The organism is Rhizobium sp. R86522 (genome assembly GCF_042466255.1).
In the GTDB taxonomy this organism is placed as follows: Bacteria; Pseudomonadota; Alphaproteobacteria; order Rhizobiales; family Rhizobiaceae; genus Allorhizobium.
This window is the reverse complement of record NZ_JAXHBX010000001.1, coordinates 1,258,234-1,280,417: the sequence shown is the minus strand read 5'-3', so window position 1 is coordinate 1,280,417 and position 22,184 is coordinate 1,258,234. Positions and strand designations below refer to the sequence as shown.

Genomic DNA, 22,184 nt, shown 5'->3' with positions numbered 1-22,184 from the left:
CCACCCACTTCAACAACAGATCCTTTTTACACATGGCAAACAAAACCTTCCAAGACAGGATCTTCTTAAGAATTCCCCGCTAGGGTTCACCAAGGCGCGGAAGACTGCAACGCAATGAGTAACGGCGTAGATACATCGGCGGACAAAAACGTTCTCGACCTGACGCGACACAATCGCAACAGGGCAACGACGCGCGCTGTCCGGACCACCCGCGAACGTCTTCAGACGGGCCCGGGCACCTCCCCGGCCTTCGATGCAGAGATCCTCGCGATGCATGTCGGCGCCTGCCTGCAGGGTGCGGCCGTCATCCCGATCACGATCCTACTGATCGCGGCCTCCGGTGCCTATTTCACTGCGCAGCCGCATTTCATCATCTGGGGCCTCTTTGCGCTCACGATGCATGCAATCGGCATCCTGATCGTCAGGCGCGCATCCAAGACCGAAATCTCGCCGGAAAACCAGATCAGATGGCGTCGCATCTTGCTGGCCGCGCAGGCAGCCATGGGACTGTCCTGGGCGATCTTCGTCCTGCAGGACTGCGACACCTGCAATCCGACAGCCTTCACCTTCTACAAGGGTGCCGTGCTACTGGTGGCCCTTTCCATTACGGCCATGGCCAGCATGCTTTTGCGTCAGGCCGTGCTGTTCGGCTTCCTGCCCACGGTGGCGGCGCTGACCGTCGTGTCGATCACCGGCCGGAATATCCTCGACATCGGCCTGACGGCGGTTTTCACCACTGCGCTGATCTTCTTCATCTACATCACCAACCGACTGCATCAGGCCAATCTCAAGCTTCTGTCCTTCCAGACGGAAAAGGACGACCTGATTGCGGAACTGGAAGTCGCCAAGTCCCTGTCCGATGAGGCAAGGCGTCGGGCCGAAGAGGCCAATATGGCAAAGTCGCGCTTCCTCGCCTCCATGTCCCACGAACTGCGAACCCCGCTCAACGCCATCCTCGGATTTTCCGAAGTCATGGCGACGGAAGTGCTCGGGCCGCTGAACAACCCGCTCTACAAGGAATATGCTGGAGACATCCACCGCTCGGGAAGCCATCTGCTCGAACTGATCAACGAGATCCTCGACCTGTCGCGGATCGAGGCCGGCAAATACGAGCTGAGCGAAGAAAGCGTGTCTCTCCTGGAGGTCGCCGAAGACTGCATCGGCATGATCCAGCTGCGCGCCAAATCGAAGAACATCCGCATCGACCAGCAATTCGAAAAGGCACTGCCGTCACTCTGGGCTGACGAAAAGGCTCTGCGCCAGGTGATCCTGAACCTCTTGTCGAATGCGGTGAAGTTCACACCCCAGGGCGGCGAGATCATGGTCAAGGCCGGCTGGACCGCCGGCGGCGGACAATACATCTCGATCAAGGACAACGGCCCGGGCATTCCGGAAAACGAAATCCCGGTGGTGCTTTCCGCCTTTGGTCAGGGCTCGATCGCGATCAAGAGCGCCGAACAGGGCACGGGGCTCGGCCTGCCCATCGTCCAGGCGATCCTCGCCAAGCATGGCGGCGAATTCAAGCTGAAGTCGAAGCTCAGGGAAGGCACGGAAGTCATCGCCATCCTGCCATCGAGCCGCGTGCTCGAAAGCCTGCCGGCTGTCTCGGAAGTCAAAGCCATCGAACCGCGCCGCCGGCAATTCGCCTGATCAGGCGAGAAACAGCCGGCTGATGACGACGTAAGCAGCAAAGGCGCCATTGGCCATGATCAGGCAGAAGACAGCAAAGGATCCTAGATCCTTGGCATTGCGGCCGACCGTCGAGATCTCCGGCGAGATGCGGTCGACCAGTTCTTCGATCGCGGTGTTGAGCGCCTCCACCGAAAACATCAGCATCATCAAAACGACGAAGCCGAGGAATTCAAAGAGGCTCGCACCGACGAGAACGAACACGACCAGACCGCCGACAAATGCCAGAAGCTCATGCCGGAAGGCCGCTTCCTGGATCAGACGTCGAAATCCCTGAGCCGAATACTGAGCGGCGGCAAAGAGATGCGCGATACCTGTCTTCTTCTTGATGACTTTAGAGGCGAGCGGCTCCGCATCGCCGGGCTTTGATGTGCGATCACTCATGTGACTTGTTGGATACCCCAGCCTGTTCGAAGGTTGCCATGCCGGAATGGCAGGCCGCCGCAGCCTTGACGATGCCGGCCGCGAGTGCCGCACCGGTACCCTCACCCAGTCGCATGCCGAGCGCCAGAAGCGGAGTCTTGCCGAGGCGTTCGATTGCGCGCAGATGCCCCGGCTCGCCCGAGACGTGGCCGATCAGGCAGTGATCGAGCGCGGAAGGATTGGCCGCCTTCAGGATCGAGGCAGCAGCCGTTGCCACATAGCCGTCGATCAGGACCGGGATCTTTTCCATTCGGGCTGCGAGGATCGCACCGGCCATTGCGGCGATCTCGCGACCGCCGAGACGACGAAGGACTTCGAGCGGATCGGACAGATGCTCCCGGTGGAACTCGACCGCCTGCTTGACGGCGGCCACCTTGCGCGCCAGCACGTCGCCTTCCGAGCCCGTGCCCGGACCGACCCAGTCCTCTGCCTCGCCGCCATAGAGCGCGAGGTTGATCGCGGCTGCAATCGTCGTGTTGCCGATGCCCATTTCCCCGATGCAAAGAAGATCGGTTCCACCGGCAATCGCCTCCATGCCGAAGGCCATGGTCGCGGCGCAATCGCGCTCCGACAGTGCGGCTTCACAGGTGATGTCACCGGTCGGGTAATCGAGTGCGAGGTCGAAGATCTTCAGGCCGAGATCATGCGTCACGCAGATCTGGTTGATGGCAGCGCCACCGGCTGCAAAATTCTCGACCATCTGCTGGGTGACTGATGGCGGGAACGGCGTGATGCCATGCTTGGTAACCCCGTGATTGCCGGCGAAGATCGCGACCAGTGGACGATTGACCGCAGGGGCCCGTCCACTCCAGGCGGCAAGCCACATGGCAATCTCTTCGAGCCGTCCAAGCGCGCCCGGCGGCTTGGTCAGCTGCTTGTCGCGTTCGCGCGCCGCCACGAGCGCCGCAGTGCTGGGTCCCGGCAGGTCACGCAATAGCGTGCGAAAATCGTCGAATGGCAGGCCGGTAACGCTCATGGGTCGGGCTTCCTTGTATTCTTCCAGCAAATCAGGCTTTGTGGCCTCTCTCTTAAAGACCGGACCCGCACCGCTCAACTCAAAAAAAGCGACGCAGTCGGTCGATGACAAAACGGAAAGGACCCATGCAGGTCGTCGAGAACCTCGTCACGGAAACGGCACGTGCCATTTCCTTCCTGAGCCGCCTGCCGGTCCCGGATCGCTTCTTTGCAGGGCATGACGGGAGCTTAAGCCGGACGGTCGCCGGATTCCCGCTGGCTGGCCTGATCATCGCCCTCCCCGCTGCCTTGATCATGGCACTCCTGTCGGCCTCCGGTGTCGACCCGGTGCTTGTGGCTCTGATAGGTATCGGGCTGCAGGTCATGCTGACCGGCGCCCTGCACGAGGACGGCCTGTCAGACACCGCGGACGGGCTCGGAGGTGGTCGCAGCCGCGAGAAGGCGCTGGCGATCATGAAGGATAGCCGCATTGGCACCTATGGTGCGCTGGCGCTGATCCTGTCGATCGCGCTCCGTGTCGCGGCGCTCGCGATCCTGATCGAAACCCTACCACCGCTTGCCATGGCCCTTGCCTGGCTGGCTGCAGCAAACCTCAGCCGAAGCCTTATGGTCTGGCACTGGTCCGCCCTGCCCTCGGCTCGGCCGGATGGCGTGGCTGGATCGGCCGGCGCCCCTGATCCGGAGGCGACGCGCATAGCCCTCTTTCTCGGTGGCGTATTGACGGCCGGCATCGGCCTCCTTGCCCTCCCGTTCCACGCGTGGTTTGCCGCCGGTCTGTTTGCGGCCGGCATCGTGGCGGCCTTCACGCGCCACTGCCGCAAGCGCATCGATGGGCATACCGGCGACACGATCGGCGCCAGTCAACAACTCTGCGAGATCGCCTTCCTCGTGGCCCTTGCCATCATTCTCTGAGCGACCGATATAGGAGCGAAACCAAAGGGCTCGCGATGGAATCTCCCTGCATTCTCATCTGTTCGATCGATGACAAGACCGGCTACTGCTTCGGATGCGGCCGAACGCGCGAAGAGATCGGCCTGTGGACGAGCTATACCGGCCTCGAGCGGCGATCGATCATGGCTGAACTGCCGGCGCGCCTCGAAAACGTCGAGCGCAAGCCCCGCCGCGAAACGCGCCGAACGCGACTGGTGCGCGAACGCGAGGGCGGCTGATGCGGTTTGTTATCGGCATCGCCATTCTTGCGGTCGGCCTCGTCATTCTCGTGATGAACCACGATAGCGGCCAGAGCTTCGGCCTGGACAACGAAGCCTTCGGCCGCCTGGTCGTGGCGCTCCCAATCCTGCTGATGATCTCAGCCGGCATTCTGGTCGGCCGGCGCAATCTGGGCCAAAGCCTGCGCCAGATGGCGATCTGGGTACTGATCGCTCTCGTCCTCGTCACCGGCTATCTCTATCGCGGCGATTTTCGCAGCGTTGGCGAGCGTGTTCTCGCAGGCCTGATCCCGGGTCGGGCGATTACAGTCACGACAGCCGATGGTTCCGCCGAAGTGATCCTGCACAAGGCGCTCGGTGGGCATTTCGAGACCACGGTCGAGATTGGTGCCGTCGCAGTGCCCGTGCTGATCGACACCGGAGCGAGTTCCGTCGCATTGCGTTACGAAGACGCCATGGTGATGGGGATCGATCCAGGCGAGCTCAGCTTCACCCGCACGGTGCTTACCGCCAACGGTCGCGCCTCCGCTGCCCCCTTGCGCATTCCCGAAATGCGGCTCGGCCCCATCGTTCGAACAAACGTGGATGCCGTCGTGCTCGAAGAAGGCCTGCTCGACCAGAGCCTTCTCGGCATGAGTTTTCTCTCGACGCTGAGTTCCATGCAGATGCAGACCGACGAACTCAGGCTGCGTGATTGACGGATCGCTTCAGGGTCGGAGCTTGTAGCCCGTCTTGAAGATCCAGGCGAGGAAACCGAGGCATGCGGCGAGGAAAATGCCGATCATGCCGAGGCTGATGAGCGGATGCACATCCGACACCTCGAAGAAGCTCCAGCGGAAACCGCTCACCAGATAGAGCACCGGATTGAGATGGCTGACGGCCTGCCAAAACGGCGGAAGCATGTCGATCGAGTAGAAGGTACCGCCCAGGAAGGTGAGCGGCGGCACGACCAGCGACGGCACGAGGCTCAACTGCTCGAAATTCTTCGCCAGAATGCCGATGATGAAGCCGGCGAGGCTGAATGTGATCGATGTCAGCACCATGAAGAACAGCATGAGTGCGGGATGGGCAATTTCGAGATCGACGAAGAACATCGCCGTTGCCAGGATGATCAGACCGATCATCATGCCCTTAGTGGCCGCAGCACCAACATAGCCGATCAGGATCTCCGTCATCGCGACCGGTGCGGAGAGGATTTCATAGATCGTGCCGGTGAACTTCGGGAAATAGATGCCCGCCGAACCATTCGACACGCATTGGGTGATCAGCGCCAGCATGATCAGGCCGGGCGTGATGAAGGCGCCATAGGAGACGCCGCCGATCTCTTCCATGCGCGAGCCAACGGCTGCCCCGAAGACGATGAAATAGAGCGCTGTTGACAGGACGGGCGAGATCACGCTCTGCAGCAGTGTGCGGCGCATCCGTGCCATCTCGTAGACATAGATGGACTTGATCGCTTCGATGTTCATGCAGCCTCTCCGATCAGCGAGACGAAAATGTCTTCCAGAGACGTCTGGCGCGTGGAGACATCGCTAAATTTCAGGCCGGCGGCATCGATCGCAGCCAAAAGCCGGGCAATCTCACCGTCTTCGCTTCCAAGTTCATAGTCGTAGACGAGTTCGCGTCCGTCTTCGCCGAGTGAGAGCGAATAGCCGGCGAGGTCTGCCGGTATCGCCTGGATGGGTTCGGTGAGCACGATGGTCAATTGCTTGCGCCCGAGCTTGCGCATCAGCGCATTCTTCTCCTCGACCAGCAGCAGCTTGCCACGATTGATGACGCCCACACGGTCGGCGATGCCCTGCGCCTCCTCGATGTAGTGGGTGGTGAGGATGATGGTCACGCCGGTCTTGCGCAGGCGCTCGACGAGCTGCCACATGTCCTTGCGCAGCGCCACGTCGACGCCGGCGGTGGGCTCGTCGAGGAAGAGGATGCGCGGCTGGTGCGACAGCGCCTTGGCGATCAACACCCGCCGCTTCATGCCACCCGACAATTCGCGAAGCGCATTGTTGCGTTTCTCGTAGAGGCTGAGATCCCTAAGGATCTGGTCGATATAGGCGGGATCGGGCTTCTTGCCGTGCAGGCCCCGCGAGAAACTGACTGTGTTGAACACCGTCTCGAACATGTCGGTCGTCAGTTCCTGCGGCACCAGACCGATCTCGGCCCGGGTCTTGCGAAAGTCCTTGACCACGTCATGACCGGAGACCGTCACCTGCCCGCCACTGGGATTGGTCATACCGCAGATGATCGAGATCAGCGTCGTCTTGCCGGCGCCATTGGGACCGAGAAGCGCGAGGATCTCGCCTTCTTCAATGTCGAAACTGACGCTGTCGAGCGCCTTGAAACCATTGGAATAGGTCTTGGAGAGAGAATTAATAGAAATAATGGGAGGCATTTGACTCTCCGGGCTGCGGATGGTCGCACACATATGGGCATGCGCCCGCAGCACGACCAGAGCGCAATGGAATTCAGGTCAGGAAAGCATGGTCTCGGAATAGACACGGTTCCGGCCGTAGCTTTTCGCGAGGTAAAGCAACTGGTCGGCCGCTGCGAGATAATTGCTGAAACTCTCCCGTCCGGCGATTTCCGCAAGCCCGATCGAGATGGTCACGTTGATATCCTGGTCGTCGAGTGCAACTCGCAGGCTCTCGATCTCGCGCCGCAATGTCTCGCAGAGCGCTGATCCCTTTTCGACATCGAGGCCCAGCATCAAGACACTGAACTCCTCGCCACCGAGCCGGGCCATGAGGTGACCGCTGCCGTCGAGCCGGCGCGCGAGCTTGGCACCGACAGCCTGCAGAACCCGGTCGCCGATTTCATGACCATAGGTGTCGTTGAGTTTCTTGAAGTGATCGATGTCGAGCATGGCGATGCAGCACGGCTCGTCCCGCTCAAGCCGTCCTGCCACTTGCGCCGGCCCCTCGTCGAAGAAATAGCGGCGATTGGGAAGACCTGTCAGATAATCGCTGAAGGCGGCCACGCGGAGCTGCCGGAGCTGCGCAAGCGTTTCGATATTGTGCTGGATACGGCACTGCAACTCCTCGATGACATAGGGACGATAGACAAAGTCATTCGCGCCGGCCTTCAGGAAGCTTGCCGACAAGAGGCGGTCGGCGGACGAGGAAATGCCGATGATCCTCAGACGGTCGCTATTGTGGTCGCGACGGATTCGTCGCGTCAGTTCATAGCCGTCCATGTCAGGCATGTTGTAATCGGTGATCACGAGCTCGATATGCGGCTGGCGCGTCAGGATATCCATGGCCTGATATCCCGTAGCCGCCTCGTAGACCTGGAATTTCTGCACTCGCAGGAGGTCGGCCAGCATGGCCCGGGCCGAAGGCAGGTCATCGACGACGAGCACGCCGACCTGTCGATTGCCAAGGAGGCGCAGGACAGACGAGACGACGAGGTCGATCGCGCCTTCATTGTTCTTGACGTGGTAGTCGGCCACGCCCTTTTGCAGCAGGCGCTCGCGCAGGTCACGATTGAAATCGGCAGTGAACACGACCGCCGGGATCCCCTGCGCAATCACGGCATCAAGGATCTCGCCGTCCGATGCACCGGGCAGGTTGAGATCGACGACCGCGACGTCGAACGTGTCGCCGCCGCGCATCGCGTTGCGAAAGACGTCTGCCGAGGCGCATTGGGTCACCTGGCAGAAGAAGTCGTTTTCCAATCGGTGACGCATCACCTGGGAGACCGCGCGAGAATCCTCGATGATCAGGACTCGGCCCTGCTCCGCGCGTTTTGAACCCACGACAGCGGGCTTGGTGTCAAACTGCTCAGAAAAATACATAAAATGTCCACCGAATTCCCGAGATCGCTCAACAAGCGACCTCCTCCCTCGGCAGAACACTAGCGACCTTAATTATAAGTCGCACCTATTTTTTGCGGGCTTGCGCAGCTTTAATCTGAACGAGCGTGTCCAGGTTCTGGTTCACGCGGCAATAGAACTCTTCGTCGATGAAGGGACGCAGCATGAAGTCGTTTCCGCCAACCTTCAGGAAGCGTGCCGACAGCAGTCGGTTGGTCGACGACGAGACGCCGATGATTCGCAGTTCATGCGACCCGCGCACCGAACGGATGCGTCGCGTCAGTTCGAAACCGTCGATATCGGGCATGTTGTAGTCTGTGACCACGAGGCCGATATCCGAATTGGCCTTCAGGATCTCGATCGCCTTGGCGCCACTCTCGGCGAGGCTGACGCGGAAATTGTAGCGGCGCAGGCGGCTCGACAGAAGGGCGCGTGCGGTCGGGCTGTCATCGACGATCAAAACGTGGTGACGGTGGTTGGTCAGGAAGCGATAGACCAACTCCGCCAGCATTTCGACGGCAAAGACATTGTCCTTGAGGATATAGTCAACGATGTCCTTGGCGAGCAGCTTTTCGCGCATCTCGTCCTGGAAAGTCCCTGTGAAGACCACGGTCGGGATGTTGCAGTCGATCAGGTATTCCAGCGCTTCGCCGTTTTCGGCGCCCGGCAGGTTGATGTTCGAGATCGCCAGCACCACCGGCTCCTGCGACAGCTCATTGGCCATCTGCAAGTCCTCGAACGTGCGGCATATCTCGATGTCGACACCCATCAGCTCCTTCAGGCGCTGACTGATCATCTGCGTGAAGACATTGGAGTCCTCACCGAGAACAATCCGAACGTCGGGAAATGTCTCTCCCGAATACTGCATTCCAGAAATGCCGAGAACTGCCATGACCAGCCTTCACTGTCTTGTTTATTTGTAAGACATCTAACAAAGGCCCTTTGCGGAAGCGTTAACTCAGGCCCTCGGCCCGTATCAACACTCCCGCATAGTTAAGCATTCAAGAATATCCAGGTATCTCGGCGAGCAGCGTCAAAGCCGTTCACTTGATGGTGGCGATACCATCCTTGATTTCGACGGTTTCATCACCGGCGAGCCCGATCCGGTCTCCGTTGGGCAGTGTCAGGAAACACCCGGATGCGCAGATCGTGTCGGAGCCCCCGGCATCGAGCGATATCTCGGTTCGTGTGCCTTCTTCGACCACGACGATAACCACGGCGGAGCTGCCGGTGTTCAGCACCGAGGCTGCCAGTGTCGTCCCCGCCAACAAGCTGCTAACCACCACGACAACCAGCTGCGCATAGAACTGCTTCATGCCGATAGCGGAGCCAAAGGCTCCGTCCTCTCAATCGCGCCCGGTACACTTCCGACCGCTCCTGCCCCTCTTGTGCCCCATTTCGCCTGAATGGCGGCTGAATGCGGCGTTCATGGCAGGAGTTTGTCATCATCCGGGTCCGGAGACAATTCCTCCGCCACCTCGGGACGATCGTCCGCCCGTTTCTTGCGCCGGACAAGAGCTTGCCGGTCATGCTCCTGGAGATGCAGCATGACGTCCTGATGCGGGTAAGGCATGACGATGTCGCGGGCGCGAAAACGTCTGAGGATTTCGATACGGACTTCGTTGCGCACCCGCAGACCATCGGCGATGTCACCGAGGTGGAAACGAAGTTCGAAATCGAGCGAGGATGCTCCGAAGCGCAAGAACTCGACATACGGCTCGGGATTGCGCAAGACGTCGGTCCGCTCGTTGACCACGGCCAGCAACACGTCAATCACCTCCTGCGGATCGGCATCATAAGCCACGCTGACCGGCACTTCGGAGCGCTGCATGCGGTTGCGATGCGTCCAGTTGCCGAGCGGCGAGTTGATGAGTTCTGAATTCGGCACGATGATCGACTGGCGCCGGAAGGTCTCGATTTCGGTCGCGCGGACCGAGATTCGCTTGACGATGCCTTCATTGACCCCCGTGATCACGTGGTCGCCGACCTTGAAGGGTCGCTCGACCAGCAGAATCAGGCCGGAGACGAAGTTGGAGACGATGTTCTGCAGGCCAAAGCCGATACCGAGAGACAGGGCACCGGCAACAAGCGCCAGGCTGGAGAGATCGATACCGGCTGCGGAAATGCCGATGATGCCGGCAATGCCGGTACCGAGATAACCGACACCGGTCTTCACCGAATTGCGCACGCCGACGTCGATATGGCTGCGCGCCATGACATTGCCGTCCAGCCACTTCTGGAACCAGCGCGTCACGAACAGGCCGGCAGCGAAAAGCAGGATACCGCCGAGAATTCCGAAGATCGAGATGCGGATCGTGCCGACATTGATCTCGGTAAAGAGGTTGAAGAGCCAGAGCTGCAGATCGCGCGGCTGGAACCCCCAGGACATCAGGATGAGCGGAATGCCGGTCACGAGCGCAAAGGCGTAGATGACCAGACCGGCGCCGATACCGCTCTGGTCCAGCACGACAGCCGAGAGGCGGAAACGGCGGCCGATGAACCGACCGACCCTGGTTTCACCGAACTGATTGGGAGCGGAAATCGCCTTGCCGGTCAGGATGCCGATATACATCGTCGCCAGAACCGCGCCCGTGAGAACGATCTGGGTCGCGAGGAAACGCGCGAGCCCGACATAGCCGATGGCAGCAGCGAGGATCAGGACGGCGCCGACAATCCGAAGCGTGATCGCCACCGCCCGTGGCCAGGGCCGTCCCCGGACAGCGGGATCGCCTGACTCGGCGAGCACCGGCCGCAGGAAGGACACGAAGAACAGCAGCAGGCCGATAACCACGGAGGAGGCAAAGCTGCGCATCACCGTCAGCACGACTGGCGAGCTGTAGCTCTCGTTAATGACGGACACGACGTAGTCGAGGCCGTTGACGAGCGCCATCAGGAAGATTGCGATACTGAGGTCGCGCGCTCCCTTATTTGAAAGCTTGACCAACCGCCAGTTAGGCGCCGCGGGCGCAAGCACCGCTCTTGAAATGGCCATGACGAAAAAGACAAGACCGATCAATGCAAAGACCGATGCAACGATTGGAGCGATGTCGGTTCTCAGCACATTGAACGTGTCGAGCAGGAAATAGGTGGAAGCCAAAAAGAAGCTGAGTGCCAGAGACGGCAGGATCGTCGAGAAGAAGGCGACCGAGAAGCGGCTGAGATAGGAGGGGGCTTCGTTGGTCGGATCGCGCCTGTTGATCCGTCCGAACAGACGGTACTCGACAAACAGGATCAGCGAAGCCAAGGCCATCGATAGAAATACTGCAATGGCCAACTGCAAGGCCTTGAACTTGATGACGAAGCTCAGCCAGCTCGTGATGCTGCGCTGAACCCGCGCCGCATCGGCGGAGAAAGACTGGAGCGCCTCCTCGAGCACACTTCCATTGATTTCGGTATGCTCGAGCAGCCGGCTGGTAAACAGTGCCCGACGCGTGTCCGAGACCCGATCGGACAGCGTCTTCGCCTCGATCGACAGATCCTCGGCCTGGCCGGTGAGCGCATTGACTTCCGCCCGCGCGGCATTGAGCCGCGACCTCTCCTCAGCGACGCTCGCGCTTTCCGCCGGCTGCCCCTCGGCGGGTGGCTCGCCCAGTTCCGTCAACCGACCCTGAATGGCATCGATCCGCGGACGCAAATCGACGGTAATCGCAAGCGCTTCCCGCCCGAGAGCATCGGACTGAACCTTGAGATCTGCAAGGACGCCGTCTTCCTGGAGGTTTTTCTCGACCTGATCGCGCAGGCCGGTCAGGCGCGCTCGCGCTTCCTCGACGCGCTTCTCGGCGGCGACGATCTGCTCGTCACGTTGCGGCGGCGGCGCGACAGGGGCCGCAGCCGGCGCCGATGTTTCCGGCTGCAGCTGCGGTCCCTCTGGCGCTTCAACCGGGGCCGGCTCAGTCACCGCCGGCGTGGCATCGGTGTCCTGTGCCAGACCGACGCCTGACGTAAGCAGGAAAGAAGAACCCGCCGCCAGCAGGCAGAGCGCGACGGCGAAAGAAATCGAACGGAATCGGATCAAAACGTGGTCCAGTGCGTGGATGAAAGCCGCAGGACAATAGATCCAGTTAAAGGCAAAAGAAAGAAGGGCTTAATGGAAGAACCCGCCGCCCCTGACGGACCGGCGGGCCAAATTGATGCGTCAGGCGAAAGTCTGTCGCAAAGCTTCGAAACGCGCGACCTGATCTTCCAGGAGATTGCGCTCCTTGTCGCGACGGACGAAGACCTTGAACATAGCCTTTCCGTCGGCATTCATGAACCAGACAGAACAAGACCGGCGCCCATGGAAGCCGCGATCGACGAAAGCGATCGAGTCGCAACGTTCCTTGCGGATGTGACCGCCGATCGGACTGTCGCCATGGATGTTGAACCAGCCATGCCCCTCGCTGCCTTCGGGCAGACTGCCCTCGACTTCGAGCACGATGTCTTCGGTGTGGACGATCATCAGGATCTCGCCCCAGGATGTGAGGTCCTTCCAGATCGGCTCCCACTTCTCGGAAGGCACCAGCACAGCGGCCCCTTCCGGGAGGATGGCGAGCACGTCGGCAGGTGTCACCTCGGCCTTGGCGGCGATCTGTTCGATCACACCGTCAGGCTTTTCGGCAAGCGCAGCCAGCGCCCGCTCGCGTCTTTCGCCGTGGCTTTGCGTCAACGTGTCCATCAGAGCCTCACGCGGCTTCGGAAGCCGAGCGCTTGCCCGAGCGATCTTCGTGGATGATGACGTCGAAGCCTTCAAAATGCGGGCCGGAGAGGTATTGAACCTTGCTCTCGCCAGCGCGTGCATGGGCGGCGCGGAACTGCTCAGACTTGGTCCAGGCGACGAAATGGCCATGGGTCTCCCACACGGTATGCGAGGCATACAGCGTATGGTCTTCGGCCTTCGGACCCTTCAGCATGTGGAATTCGATGTAACCCGGCATTTCGGCCAGTCGGCCTTCGCGGGCCTTCCACTGGTTCTCGAAGGCTTCCTCGAAGCCCGGGACGACGCGAAAACGGTTCATGGCGATGTACATGGGTCTGCTTCCCTCTTTGCAAGACAAGATCTGATCGTCGCGATCGGGCATGCGCTCGGCTGGCGAGTTTACCTCGAAAACCGGCGTTCTGGAACGACCGCGCTCTGTTGCCTTCCTATTTAAACTTGTGTAGCACAGTCAAGTTAAATGTCGGGAGTTCCCCGCACATGCGTATTCTCATTATCGGCGATCCGGAGACGGCTTTGTGCCTGCCTCCGGGCGCCCGGATCATAGGTTCGAGCACATCCATGTTGTCCCTTCGCCCATCCCGCCGCAAGCTCCTCTCCGCCCTCGCCTTCTCGCTTTCCTTGCCGCTTGTTCTGCCGCAGACGGCGGGGGCCAAGGATGCCGAGCGGATCGTCGCGATCGGCGGCACCGTGACGGAGATCATCTATGCGCTCGGCGAGGGGGACAGGGTGGTCGCCGTCGACACGACGAGCCTTTATCCGCCGGAGGCAAGCTCCAAGCCTGATATCGGCTATGTTCGCCAGGTCTCGGCAGAAGGTGTCCTCTCCCAAAGACCCGATCTGATCATCGCGGAAGCCGGTGCCGGCCCTATCGATTCGATCAACATCCTCAAGGCGAGCGGCCTCAGCTTCGTCAGCATCCCCTCGCCCCCTGAAACATCGGCTATCCCAGCAAAGATCCGCGCCATCGGCCAGGCAATCGGGCGCGCGGAAAAGGCAGACGAACTGGCAAAGTCGGTCGAGGCCAGCCTCAAAGCCATTGAAGACAAGGTGAAGGCGGCAACAGGGCCGAAGAAGAAAGTCCTGTTCGCTCTCTCCCTCGCCAATGGACGCGTCATGGCGGCCGGCAGTGAGAGCTCTGCAGACGCGATGATCCGGCTCGCCGGTGGCGAGAACGCCGTGTCCACGATCTCCGGTTACAAGCCGCTGACCGATGAAGCGGTGATTGCCGCAGCCCCCGACGTTATCCTCGTGATGAGCGGCGGCGCCCAGCATCTGACGGCCGAAAAGGCCTTTGAGCTCCCCGCCCTTGCAGCAACCCCGGCCGGCGCGAACAAGGCCTTCCTCACCATGGACGGCCTCTATCTCCTCGGTCTTGGACCGCGTGCTGCCGACGCCGCCCGTGACCTGAACGCCATGCTCTATCCGGAAGGGCAGTAATCGTGAACACGCTGGCCCTGATGTCGACCCTCGGCAGGCGTGACGGAGATCGCTCCGCTCTCGGGTTTATCGTCCTTGCCCTGCTGGCAGTTCTGCTGGCGATCGCCATCTTCGTTTCGATCGTGATCGGTCCAACCGGCGTCGGCCTGCCGCATCTGATCGCCTATGTGACCGGCGATCATGCGAGCATGGACCAGCAGAACCTGATCATCCTGGAAGCCGTGCGTCTGCCACGCACCGGCATGGGCCTTCTGATCGGTGCAGCACTGGGTGTCTCCGGCGCCATGATGCAGGGCCTCTTCCGCAATCCGCTGGCCGACCCCGGCATCGTCGGGGTCACTTCCGGGGCAGCACTTGCCGCCGTAATCGCCATCGTGCTCGGCCCGACCCTCCTCTTTCCGTTGCAGGTCGTGTTCGGCGAACAGTTTCTGCCGCTGATGGCCTTCCTCGGTGGTCTCGGCAACACTTTCCTGCTCTACGTCATCGCCACCCGTAACGGCCAGACATCGACGACAGCCCTGATCCTCTCGGGGATCGCGATCGCCGCCATGACAGGGGCTGCCACCGGCCTCCTGATCTTCATCGCCGATGACCGGGCGCTGCGCGACATCACTTTCTGGTCTCTCGGCTCATTGAGCGGCGCGACGACGGACAAGATCATCGCCATCCTGCCCTTCGTTGTCTTCGTGCTGGCGATCATCCCCTTCGTCGCACGCGGCCTCGACGCACTGATCCTCGGTGACGCCGCAGCCTTCCACATGGGCGTACCCGTGCAGCGGCTGAAGCGCATGACGATCCTCGCCGTGGCAGCCGCCTGTGGCGCAACCGTTGCGGCTGCCGGCTCGATTGGCTTCATCGGAATTGTCGTGCCGCATCTGCTGCGTCTCGCGATCGGTCCGTCACATCGCTTCCTGCTGCCGGCTTCCGCGCTCGGCGGGGCAGCTTTGCTGCTTCTCGCTGATACGGTCGCCCGCACCATCGCCGCACCGGCAGAACTGCCGATCGGCATCATCACCGCGATCCTCGGCGCGCCCGTCTTCCTGATGCTTCTACTCGGCAAACAGGGCCGCCAGGCCATGGAGGGCTTGTAATGATCCGCGCACACGACATCACGATCAGCCGCGGTGGACGCGTTCTCGTCGACAAGGTCAGCCTCCATCTGGAAGCGGGCAAGGTCACCGTGATCATCGGCCCCAACGGGGCGGGCAAGTCCACCCTCTTGAAGACCCTTTCTGGCGAGATGCGCCCCGACCACGGTGACATCCTTTACCAGGACCGGCGCATCGCCTCGCTGAGCCCCGTGGAGCTCGCCCGAGAGCGGGCAGTGCTGCCGCAATCCACAGCACTCTCCTTCCCCTTCACGGCGCTTGAGGTGGTGCGCATGGGCGCCGTTGCGCATGGCAGCCGCGATCCGAATCTTGCGGGACGCCAGGCGCTCATCCGTGTGGGGCTGAGTGGCTTTGAGGGGCGCAGCTACAACGCGCTATCAGGTGGCGAACAACAGCGCGTGCAGCTGGCCCGCGTGCTGTCACAGATGCCCGATCCTGTTCTTGATGGTCGTCCACGCGCGATCTTCCTCGACGAGCCGACGGCAAGCCTCGATATCGGTCACCAGATCTCGGTTCTTGAGCTCGCCCGTGACTTTGCCCGACGCGGCGGTGTCGTCCTGGCCATTCTGCACGACCTCAACCTTGCCGCCGAATTCGCAGATCATTTGGCCGTCCTTCACCACGGCAAACTCATCCGGGAAGGCCATCCGAAGGAAACCATCGACGATGGGACCATCGCGCATGTCTACGGCATTGCTGGCAGTGTCGGACGGCTGCCGAGCGAGGCGATACCCTATGTCTTGCCCCAGGCCCGCTTCAGCGCGACACGCTGAGCCGGCTACCTTAGTTGTCCACAGTTATCCACAGGGCAAAATCAACGAACACGCACAAAAAACCGCAACGAACAAGGAACACACGCGACCAGACGTGAGAACACCTAGCGAACATCGGCGACCAGAGCGACAGATGTCCGCCCGCTTTTTCCAACGACTTTTTGATAGCCGGCTAAGCTGGTTTGTGACTCGGCCAGGAAGGGCTTGCCGAACGACCAGTCAGGTTGATTATCGCCATCCAGGCACGCCCTGAAGACACCAACAAACCCGAGGTGCGCATAACTGCGCATAAGGCCAACATATTGTTTTGAAGAAGAAAATGGTGGGTGATGTAGGGCTCGAACCTACGACCCGCTGATTAAGAGTCAGCTGCTCTACCAACTGAGCTAATCACCCGCCTGACACCGTTTCCGGTCTCGTCCGCCCCGTTTCTGGTGGCGTGACCGGGCGTATAAACAGGATCTGCGACCTTGTCTAGCGCCGCTGCAAAAATTCTTGGCCGTTTGGTCAAAAAAATTTCAAAAACCTGGAAATACCCAATGTTTTCAGAGATCCAGCGTTCCCGTGGCCAGGCGGACGGCCTGACCACCGATCCGCGCCCGCGAGACGGCGCCGTCTTTCACATCGATATGCAGGTGAATGTAGGAAGGGCGGCCCATCTCAACCCCCTGCTCGATCATCATCGGGTGATGACCGTCCGGCAGTGCGTCGAAATGATGGATGGCGCCTGAAAGCGCTGCCACGGCAGACCCTGTCGCCGGATCTTCATGAATGCCCATATCGGGCGAGAACATCCGCGCATGGAATTTTGCGGCATGATGCACCCCGCCGCGACAATAGATGTAGGCAGACGTCAGTCGCCCCTCGCTCATCGGCGCCACGCGTTCCCACAGTTGCGGCTCGAATTCGACGCTCTCGATCGTCGCCACATCGTGCAGAGGCACGAGAAGAAACGGGACGCCGGCACTCCACACCATCGGCACATGGTTTTCAAACCCTATGGCGCTGGCCTTGACGGACAACGCATCGGCAAGCCCCTGCCGATCCAATTGCAACTCATGGCGGCTCGACAGGCGCGGCAGGTCGAATTCGGCGAAGCTTGCCTCCCCCGGCCTGACCCGGACGGCACAGCGCACCGGACCAATCGTCTCCTCCAGCACGGAAACGAGATCCATGTTGGCGGTCTCGCCACTATAGGCGCGCTCGGCCAGCGCAATCGCGCTACCCACCGTCGGGTGCCCGGCAAAGGGCAGTTCTCGGCCAGGGGTAAAGATCCGGATCCGGGCGGTGTGCGATGCGTGATCGGCGGGCTGGACGAAAACGGTCTCCGAGAGGTTCATCTCTCCGGCAATTGTTTGCATCATCTCGTCGGACAGGCCGGCACCGTCGAAGATCACAGCGAGCGGATTGCCCGCCAGTTTGCGGTCGGTGAACACGTCATAGATGGCATACTGTCTCGCCACGGGCCTATCTCCGTTGAAGGTCACGCTCGCGGCACACACTGCCCGAGGCGAAACGGCAAGGCAAGCCGAGCCCCGATCATCCTCGATCCTGAAAATACCAGCCGAGAATCGGCAGCATCGCGGCCCCGTAACGCTGCGCTGCAGGATCGCCAGAGCGGATCACGACCGCACGGGAGATTTCCGGCTCCGAACAATCGCGGGCAAAGGCGTCGATCCGATCGACAAGAGCCTCCGCCGTCTCCGAAAACGTGAAGACGCGTGCCAAGGTGAGGCGTCGCGAGCGATAGCTGGCGTAAAGCACAGGATCGGCATGCGCCAGATCAAGATCGAGCCCTGTCTCCTCCATCACCTCGCGCCGCATGTTGCCCTCGATGTCGCAGGCCCCGTCAACGACATCGGACAAGTCGAGCGAGCCCGCCGCAAAATAGACCTGTCCGGGATTGGCGGTGTGCGGCGCCATCTCAACCGCGACCAGCGCCCCGTCGGATGAGACGATGACGGGATAGCCGAACAGGTGACAGGCACCGGCAAGCTCCGGCTGGCGCCGCCACCAAAGGAAGGTGGCAAAGTTCGACACATGGCCGAGTGCCTCAAGATGCCCATCGCGATAGCGGATCTGACGCTGCAGGATCATCCGGCCGTTGAAGAGTGCCGGGTTCGCCGTCACCTCACGCTCCCAATTGGCAGAGATGGCGGTGCTTTGAGTGAGGTCCAGCGGATGAGGATCGGCTGCCACCCTGAGCGCCAGCGAGCGAACCGGATACAGGCTGCCATCGGTCGGCAGGCCAACCTCGTCAGTCAAGAGATCGCTCATGGCAGATGCAAGGTGATGGCAATCGGGCAGTGGTCGGATGCCTTGGGCCGGTCCCATCCGGTACGCGGATAGCGTTCGACCTCCTGCCCCGGCGGAAAGGGTGTGCGGAATGGCTGACCGTTGCGGATGACCTCTGGTAGCGCCTGCGGATTGGCCTGTGCGAGCCCTTTGGAAAGCCAGATATAGTCGAGCTGACACAGGTGCTGCTCTTCGGGTCCGCGCGAATGATAGAGCGTCCAGCGATCGAGCGGGTCCCGCCGCAGCATGGGGTTTTCGGCAAAACCGTCATGTGAGAACACATCGAGCGCACTCGGCAGGTCCGGCCGGTGGATGTAGTCATAGCCCGAGCGCCGATCGCCGATCACGTCGATGCGCTCCTGATAGTCGTTCATGTCGCCGCAGATCACGAAGTTGTGCCGCGAAGCACTCTCTGACCCGAAACAATTCTCGATGATGTGCCGTACCGCCTTTGCCTCGGCCTCGCGGATCGGCATGGTCGAGGTGCGGCCATCCATTCCATCACGGCCATTGGTCATCGACTTGAAATGCACCACATAGACCGTCAGTGGCCGACCTCCGACGCGCAGGTCGAGTTCCAGGCAGTCGCGTTTGAAGATCCGGTCATCCGGCCGGACCCGCTCACCGAGCCCCGGATGATAGAGGCCGAGATCGTGATAGGTGAGCGCTGCATGGCTGGTGACGTCGCGCAGCTCGATCGGCTGACCGTCGCGGGTCTTCTCTCGCATCAGCACGGCAACGTCGATGCCGCGGCTGTCATTACCCTCGACCAGATATTTCTGCCGATAGCCAGAGCCGATCATGCGGAAGAGATAGCCGTATTCGAAGGCCTTGAGCGCCTCCATGTTGTCGACCTCCTGCAGGCACAGGATGTCGGCATTGGTGTCCGCAATCGCCAGCGCCGAGAGCTGCCGGGTATCGTCGGTGGAGGATACGACCCGCGCCGCTTCGAGCCGCTGGTAGTCGGCTTCCGACTTGATGTCGAACAGCTTCAACACCCGATCGGATTTCAGCTGGTTGCGATAGCCGGTGAAATCGAAGCGGGCGATCAGGTTTTCGATGTTGAAGGTCGCGATGCGAATGGACATGAACACCTGACGGGAGGTCGGTTGCGAAAGCGGCGGATCGACGGCAGTCAATCACGCCCCTTCCGTATCCGCAACCCAAAGCAGGCGCGCCTAAAGCTGTCAGGCCGCCTGGGCCAGCGCATGCCCGACGAGCCGGCCCAGACGACGGATGCCTTCCTCGATCATCGCTTCGTTGGCGCAGGAATAGGAAAGCCGGATCGTATTGGCACCGGAACGATCGGCAAAGAAGGCTTGGCCCGGTACGAAAGCCACCTTTTCCGTCTCGACCGACCGGGCCAGCAGTTCTGCGCCGTCCATACCGTTAGGCAGCGTGACCCAGACGAACATCCCGCCCTCCGGCCGCGTCCATTCGGCACCTTCGGGCATGTATTTTTCCAGCGCCGCCAGCATGACATCGCGGCGCGCCACATAGGCTGCCCGTATCTTCGCAATCTGTGCCGGAAAGTGCTTTGCGGCCGCCTCGGCCACGACCATCTGGTTGATCGTCGAGGAATGCAGATCCGCCGCCTGCTTCATCAAAACCAGCTTGCGGATGACCGGCTTGGCAGCCACGACATAGCCGACGCGCAGACCCGGTGCCAGCGTCTTGGAAAAGCTGCCGCAATAGATGGTCCGGCAGGCGTCGATGCCGCCGCTGCGGGCAATGTCGAGCGCAAGGATGGGCGCGATGGCCTCGCCGTCATAGCGCAGATGTTGATAGGCCGCGTCTTCGATCACCGGAATGTCGAGCTCGTCCGCCAAGGCCAGGATCTGGTGCCGCTCCTCAAGGCTGACAGTCTGACCCGTCGGATTGGCGAAATCGGTGGAGAGATAGGCAAACTTCACGGCACTCCCCTGCGTCGCCGCCTCCGCCCTGTAGCTCTCGGGCGTCCGGTTTCCGATCGACAGCTGATCATAGGCAGGTTCATAGGCATTGAAGGCCTGCAACGCGCCGAGATAGGTCGGCCAGGTCACAAGCGCCGTGTCGCCGGGCGACAGAAACAGCTTCCCGAGATAGTCGAGCGCCTGTTGCGAGCCTGACGTGATGAAGATGTTGTCGAGCTCGCAGGCAATGCCCAACCGCCTCATTTCCTCCTTCAACCAGGCACGCAGCGGCAGATACCCCTCAGACACCGAATACTGCAGCGCGCCGCCGGCCTTTCCATCGGCAAACAGGCCGGCATAAGCCTCGGCAAACTCCCGTTCGGGAAACAGTGCCGGATCGGGAATGCCGCCCGCAAACGAGATGATATCGGGCTTGTCGAGGAGCTTCAGGAGCTCTCGAATTTCGGAGGCGCGCATGCGGGACGATCGCGTGGCAAAGACATGATCCCAGTTCAGCATCGGTGTTTCCTCAAGACTTGTTGTTATCTGAGGCAGCAGACCATGAAAACCTCGATAGGTCAACAATACTGACCTATCGAGGTTGACCGCTGCACTTTACAGTTTGGCAACCATGTTGCTGCTGTTTCTTCAGGCAAGCCTAAAACGCGAGATGATTCGCTCTATAGTCTCCGCAACAGTGAAAGGACCCGCCACTTGCCGATCCAAAAGCTTACCCTGCCGATGGTCGGCATCGACAATGAAGCGGATCCGCCCTGGGAGCATCTGAGCACTCTCTTCCATATATTCCCCCACATCGTCGCAGCCATTGCGATCCTGTCGGCCGCCACCCTCCCATATATGGAGGGTCGGACGTTCGAGGTCCTGGTCGTGTTTGCGATCCTCTCGCTGCAGGTGATCATGCGAGGGGTTGCCGACCTTGGCTTCCGGCGACGGCATCCATCCGACACGGCGCAGAAATGGCTCAAGCGATTCACCCTTGTCTCGGTCCTTTCGGGCGTCGCCTGGGGCGCTTCACTTGCCATCCTCTATAGTGGCGGCAGCCCCGACACGCAGGTGGTCATCCTCGCCATCGGTTGCGGCATCCTCCAATCGAGTGCGGCACGCGCCTATATGGCGCCCCGTTCTACTCTGCTGGTCATTTTCGTGATGATCGCCGCGATCAACCTGGTCGCGGTCCGCGAGGGCAACTGGATCATGGTTCCGATCTGCCTCGCCTATGTCGGCTTTCTCGCCAGCTACATGATCCGGCTGATCGCCATGGACGAGAGACGCCTGGCGGCAGAGACGAAGACCCGAACGCTGGTGGCAGCCCTGGCCGAAAGCAACGAGAAACTCACCTATGCCAACGAGCAATTGCGCCGTCATGCCGAGACCGACGCCCTGACGGGCCTTGGCAACAGGCGTGGCTTCGACGTGCAGTTAAGCCATTGTCTCGGTCGATACCGCAATGACCGCGAACCTCTGGCGCTGCTCCTGATCGACATCGACCACTTCAAACTCTTCAACGACACCCGGGGCCACCAGGCCGGGGACGCTGCACTTCAGGTGGTGGCGGAAGTGATCGCTGCATGCATGCGGGACGTCGACGGCACGGCTGCACGCTATGGCGGAGAAGAATTCGCCGTCGTCCTGCAGGGCAATCATGCCCTGCAGCCGGCTGTCTTCGGCGAAGATCTGCGCAAACGCGTCGCTTCCCTGTTCCTGCCGACGGCAGATGGTGGATCAGCGGACCTGACTGTCAGCATCGGCGTTGCAACCGCTGGCCCTGAAGACGATGAGCGCAGCCTGATCGCCCTTGCCGATCGCAGGCTATACGATGCCAAGGCCTGCGGCAGGAACAGGGTCTTTGACACCGACCATGAGGAAAGGCTCGTGGGCTCCGCCTGAGCACGCC

22 protein-coding genes and 1 tRNA gene are annotated in these 22,184 nt (G+C 61.0%); 8 read left to right on the top strand and 15 right to left on the bottom strand.

Translation table 11 applies throughout. From position 1 onward, the window contains the following. The first annotated feature begins 114 nt into the window (after positions 1-114). Positions 115-1,650 (top strand): HAMP domain-containing sensor histidine kinase, encoded by a 1,536-nt coding sequence (locus tag SJY08_RS06085; RefSeq protein ID WP_054151057.1) that lies wholly within the window; start codon positions 115-117, stop codon positions 1,648-1,650. Here SJY08_RS06085 and SJY08_RS06080 read toward each other — a convergent pair whose 3' ends face one another. Further along, entirely contained in the window at positions 1,651-2,073 is a 423-nt protein-coding gene (locus tag SJY08_RS06080; protein ID WP_054151058.1) for a diacylglycerol kinase, read from the bottom strand. It lies immediately after the preceding gene. Continuing rightward, positions 2,066-3,088, bottom strand: a complete 1,023-nt coding sequence (gene cobT, locus SJY08_RS06075; RefSeq protein ID WP_069041187.1) for a nicotinate-nucleotide--dimethylbenzimidazole phosphoribosyltransferase — start codon at positions 3,086-3,088, stop codon at positions 2,066-2,068. The genes SJY08_RS06080 and cobT overlap by 8 nt, the downstream gene beginning before the upstream one ends. 125 nt (positions 3,089-3,213) lie before the next feature. Here cobT and SJY08_RS06070 point away from each other — a divergent pair, with 125 nt between their 5' ends. Genes SJY08_RS06070 through SJY08_RS06060 form a run of 3 tightly spaced genes read left to right on the top strand, consistent with a single transcriptional unit; the run spans position 3,214 to position 4,954 of the window. After that, a complete protein-coding gene (locus SJY08_RS06070; protein ID WP_377275014.1) occupies positions 3,214-3,999 on the top strand; it encodes an adenosylcobinamide-GDP ribazoletransferase in 786 nt (261 codons plus the stop codon). A gap of 35 nt (positions 4,000-4,034) precedes the next feature. Beyond that, positions 4,035-4,256, top strand: a complete 222-nt coding sequence (locus SJY08_RS06065) for a DUF1289 domain-containing protein (protein WP_054151060.1) — start codon at positions 4,035-4,037, stop codon at positions 4,254-4,256. After that, positions 4,253-4,954 (top strand): TIGR02281 family clan AA aspartic protease, encoded by a 702-nt coding sequence (locus SJY08_RS06060; protein WP_377278493.1) that lies wholly within the window; start codon positions 4,253-4,255, stop codon positions 4,952-4,954. Before SJY08_RS06065 ends, SJY08_RS06060 begins: the two co-directional genes overlap by 4 nt. A gap of 9 nt (positions 4,955-4,963) precedes the next feature. On the opposite strand, the gene SJY08_RS06055 is transcribed toward SJY08_RS06060, so the two are convergent. From SJY08_RS06055 to SJY08_RS06020, 8 genes are all read right to left on the bottom strand, one after another. Next, on the bottom strand, positions 4,964-5,725 hold the full coding sequence (locus SJY08_RS06055) for an ABC transporter permease (protein ID WP_153762354.1): 762 nt from the start codon (positions 5,723-5,725) through the stop codon (positions 4,964-4,966). Further along, positions 5,722-6,648, bottom strand: coding sequence for an ABC transporter ATP-binding protein (locus tag SJY08_RS06050; protein ID WP_069041182.1), 927 nt, complete (start codon positions 6,646-6,648; stop codon positions 5,722-5,724). Before SJY08_RS06050 ends, SJY08_RS06055 begins: the two co-directional genes overlap by 4 nt. Before the next feature lie 78 nt (positions 6,649-6,726). Continuing rightward, entirely contained in the window at positions 6,727-8,049 is a 1,323-nt protein-coding gene (locus SJY08_RS06045; protein WP_377275013.1) for a diguanylate cyclase, read from the bottom strand. An 85-nt stretch (positions 8,050-8,134) separates the two neighbouring features. Next, a complete protein-coding gene (locus SJY08_RS06040; RefSeq protein ID WP_377275012.1) occupies positions 8,135-8,959 on the bottom strand; it encodes a response regulator in 825 nt (274 codons plus the stop codon). A 151-nt stretch (positions 8,960-9,110) separates the two neighbouring features. After that, a complete protein-coding gene (locus tag SJY08_RS06035) occupies positions 9,111-9,383 on the bottom strand; it encodes a hypothetical protein (RefSeq protein WP_377275011.1) in 273 nt (90 codons plus the stop codon). Between the two features lie 110 nt (positions 9,384-9,493). Beyond that, positions 9,494-12,082: a mechanosensitive ion channel domain-containing protein gene (locus tag SJY08_RS06030; protein ID WP_377275010.1), complete on the bottom strand. Its 2,589-nt coding sequence runs from the start codon at positions 12,080-12,082 to the stop codon at positions 9,494-9,496. A 120-nt stretch (positions 12,083-12,202) separates the two neighbouring features. Then, positions 12,203-12,721, bottom strand: a complete 519-nt coding sequence (hutX, locus tag SJY08_RS06025; protein ID WP_153762358.1) for a heme utilization cystosolic carrier protein HutX — start codon at positions 12,719-12,721, stop codon at positions 12,203-12,205. A 7-nt stretch (positions 12,722-12,728) separates the two neighbouring features. Continuing rightward, positions 12,729-13,073, bottom strand: a complete 345-nt coding sequence (locus SJY08_RS06020) for an antibiotic biosynthesis monooxygenase (protein WP_054151069.1) — start codon at positions 13,071-13,073, stop codon at positions 12,729-12,731. 248 nt (positions 13,074-13,321) lie between these two features. Between SJY08_RS06020 and SJY08_RS06015 the strand changes: the two genes are divergently transcribed. The 3 genes from SJY08_RS06015 to SJY08_RS06005 are packed head-to-tail and all read left to right on the top strand — an operon-like array spanning position 13,322 to position 16,082. Beyond that, a complete protein-coding gene (locus SJY08_RS06015; protein WP_377278491.1) occupies positions 13,322-14,200 on the top strand; it encodes a hemin ABC transporter substrate-binding protein in 879 nt (292 codons plus the stop codon). A 20-nt stretch (positions 14,201-14,220) separates the two neighbouring features. Further along, entirely contained in the window at positions 14,221-15,291 is a 1,071-nt protein-coding gene (locus SJY08_RS06010) for a FecCD family ABC transporter permease (protein ID WP_377278489.1), read from the top strand. Continuing rightward, positions 15,291-16,082, top strand: coding sequence for a heme ABC transporter ATP-binding protein (locus SJY08_RS06005; protein WP_377275009.1), 792 nt, complete (start codon positions 15,291-15,293; stop codon positions 16,080-16,082). The genes SJY08_RS06010 and SJY08_RS06005 overlap by 1 nt, the downstream gene beginning before the upstream one ends. Positions 16,083-16,402: 320 nt before the next feature. On the opposite strand, the gene SJY08_RS06000 is transcribed toward SJY08_RS06005, so the two are convergent. The 5 genes from SJY08_RS06000 to SJY08_RS05980 all read right to left on the bottom strand — a co-directional run bounded on the left by SJY08_RS06000 (position 16,403) and on the right by SJY08_RS05980 (position 20,788). Beyond that, positions 16,403-16,478 (bottom strand) — tRNA-Lys (locus tag SJY08_RS06000). A 149-nt stretch (positions 16,479-16,627) separates the two neighbouring features. After that, entirely contained in the window at positions 16,628-17,545 is a 918-nt protein-coding gene (locus SJY08_RS05995; RefSeq protein WP_300889786.1) for a PhzF family phenazine biosynthesis protein, read from the bottom strand. A gap of 76 nt (positions 17,546-17,621) precedes the next feature. Continuing rightward, entirely contained in the window at positions 17,622-18,359 is a 738-nt protein-coding gene (locus tag SJY08_RS05990; RefSeq protein WP_377275008.1) for an NUDIX hydrolase, read from the bottom strand. Continuing rightward, positions 18,356-19,465, bottom strand: a complete 1,110-nt coding sequence (locus tag SJY08_RS05985; RefSeq protein WP_377275007.1) for an endonuclease/exonuclease/phosphatase family protein — start codon at positions 19,463-19,465, stop codon at positions 18,356-18,358. The genes SJY08_RS05990 and SJY08_RS05985 overlap by 4 nt, the downstream gene beginning before the upstream one ends. Positions 19,466-19,564: 99 nt before the next feature. Further along, the gene (locus SJY08_RS05980; protein WP_377275005.1) at positions 19,565-20,788 is read right to left on the bottom strand and encodes a PLP-dependent aminotransferase family protein; all 1,224 of its coding nucleotides are present in this window, start codon (positions 20,786-20,788) and stop codon (positions 19,565-19,567) included. Between the two features lie 195 nt (positions 20,789-20,983). Between SJY08_RS05980 and SJY08_RS05975 the strand changes: the two genes are divergently transcribed. Next, complete coding sequence (locus SJY08_RS05975; protein WP_377275004.1) at positions 20,984-22,177, top strand: GGDEF domain-containing protein; 1,194 nt, start codon at positions 20,984-20,986, stop codon at positions 22,175-22,177. Positions 22,178-22,184 lie beyond the last annotated feature (7 nt).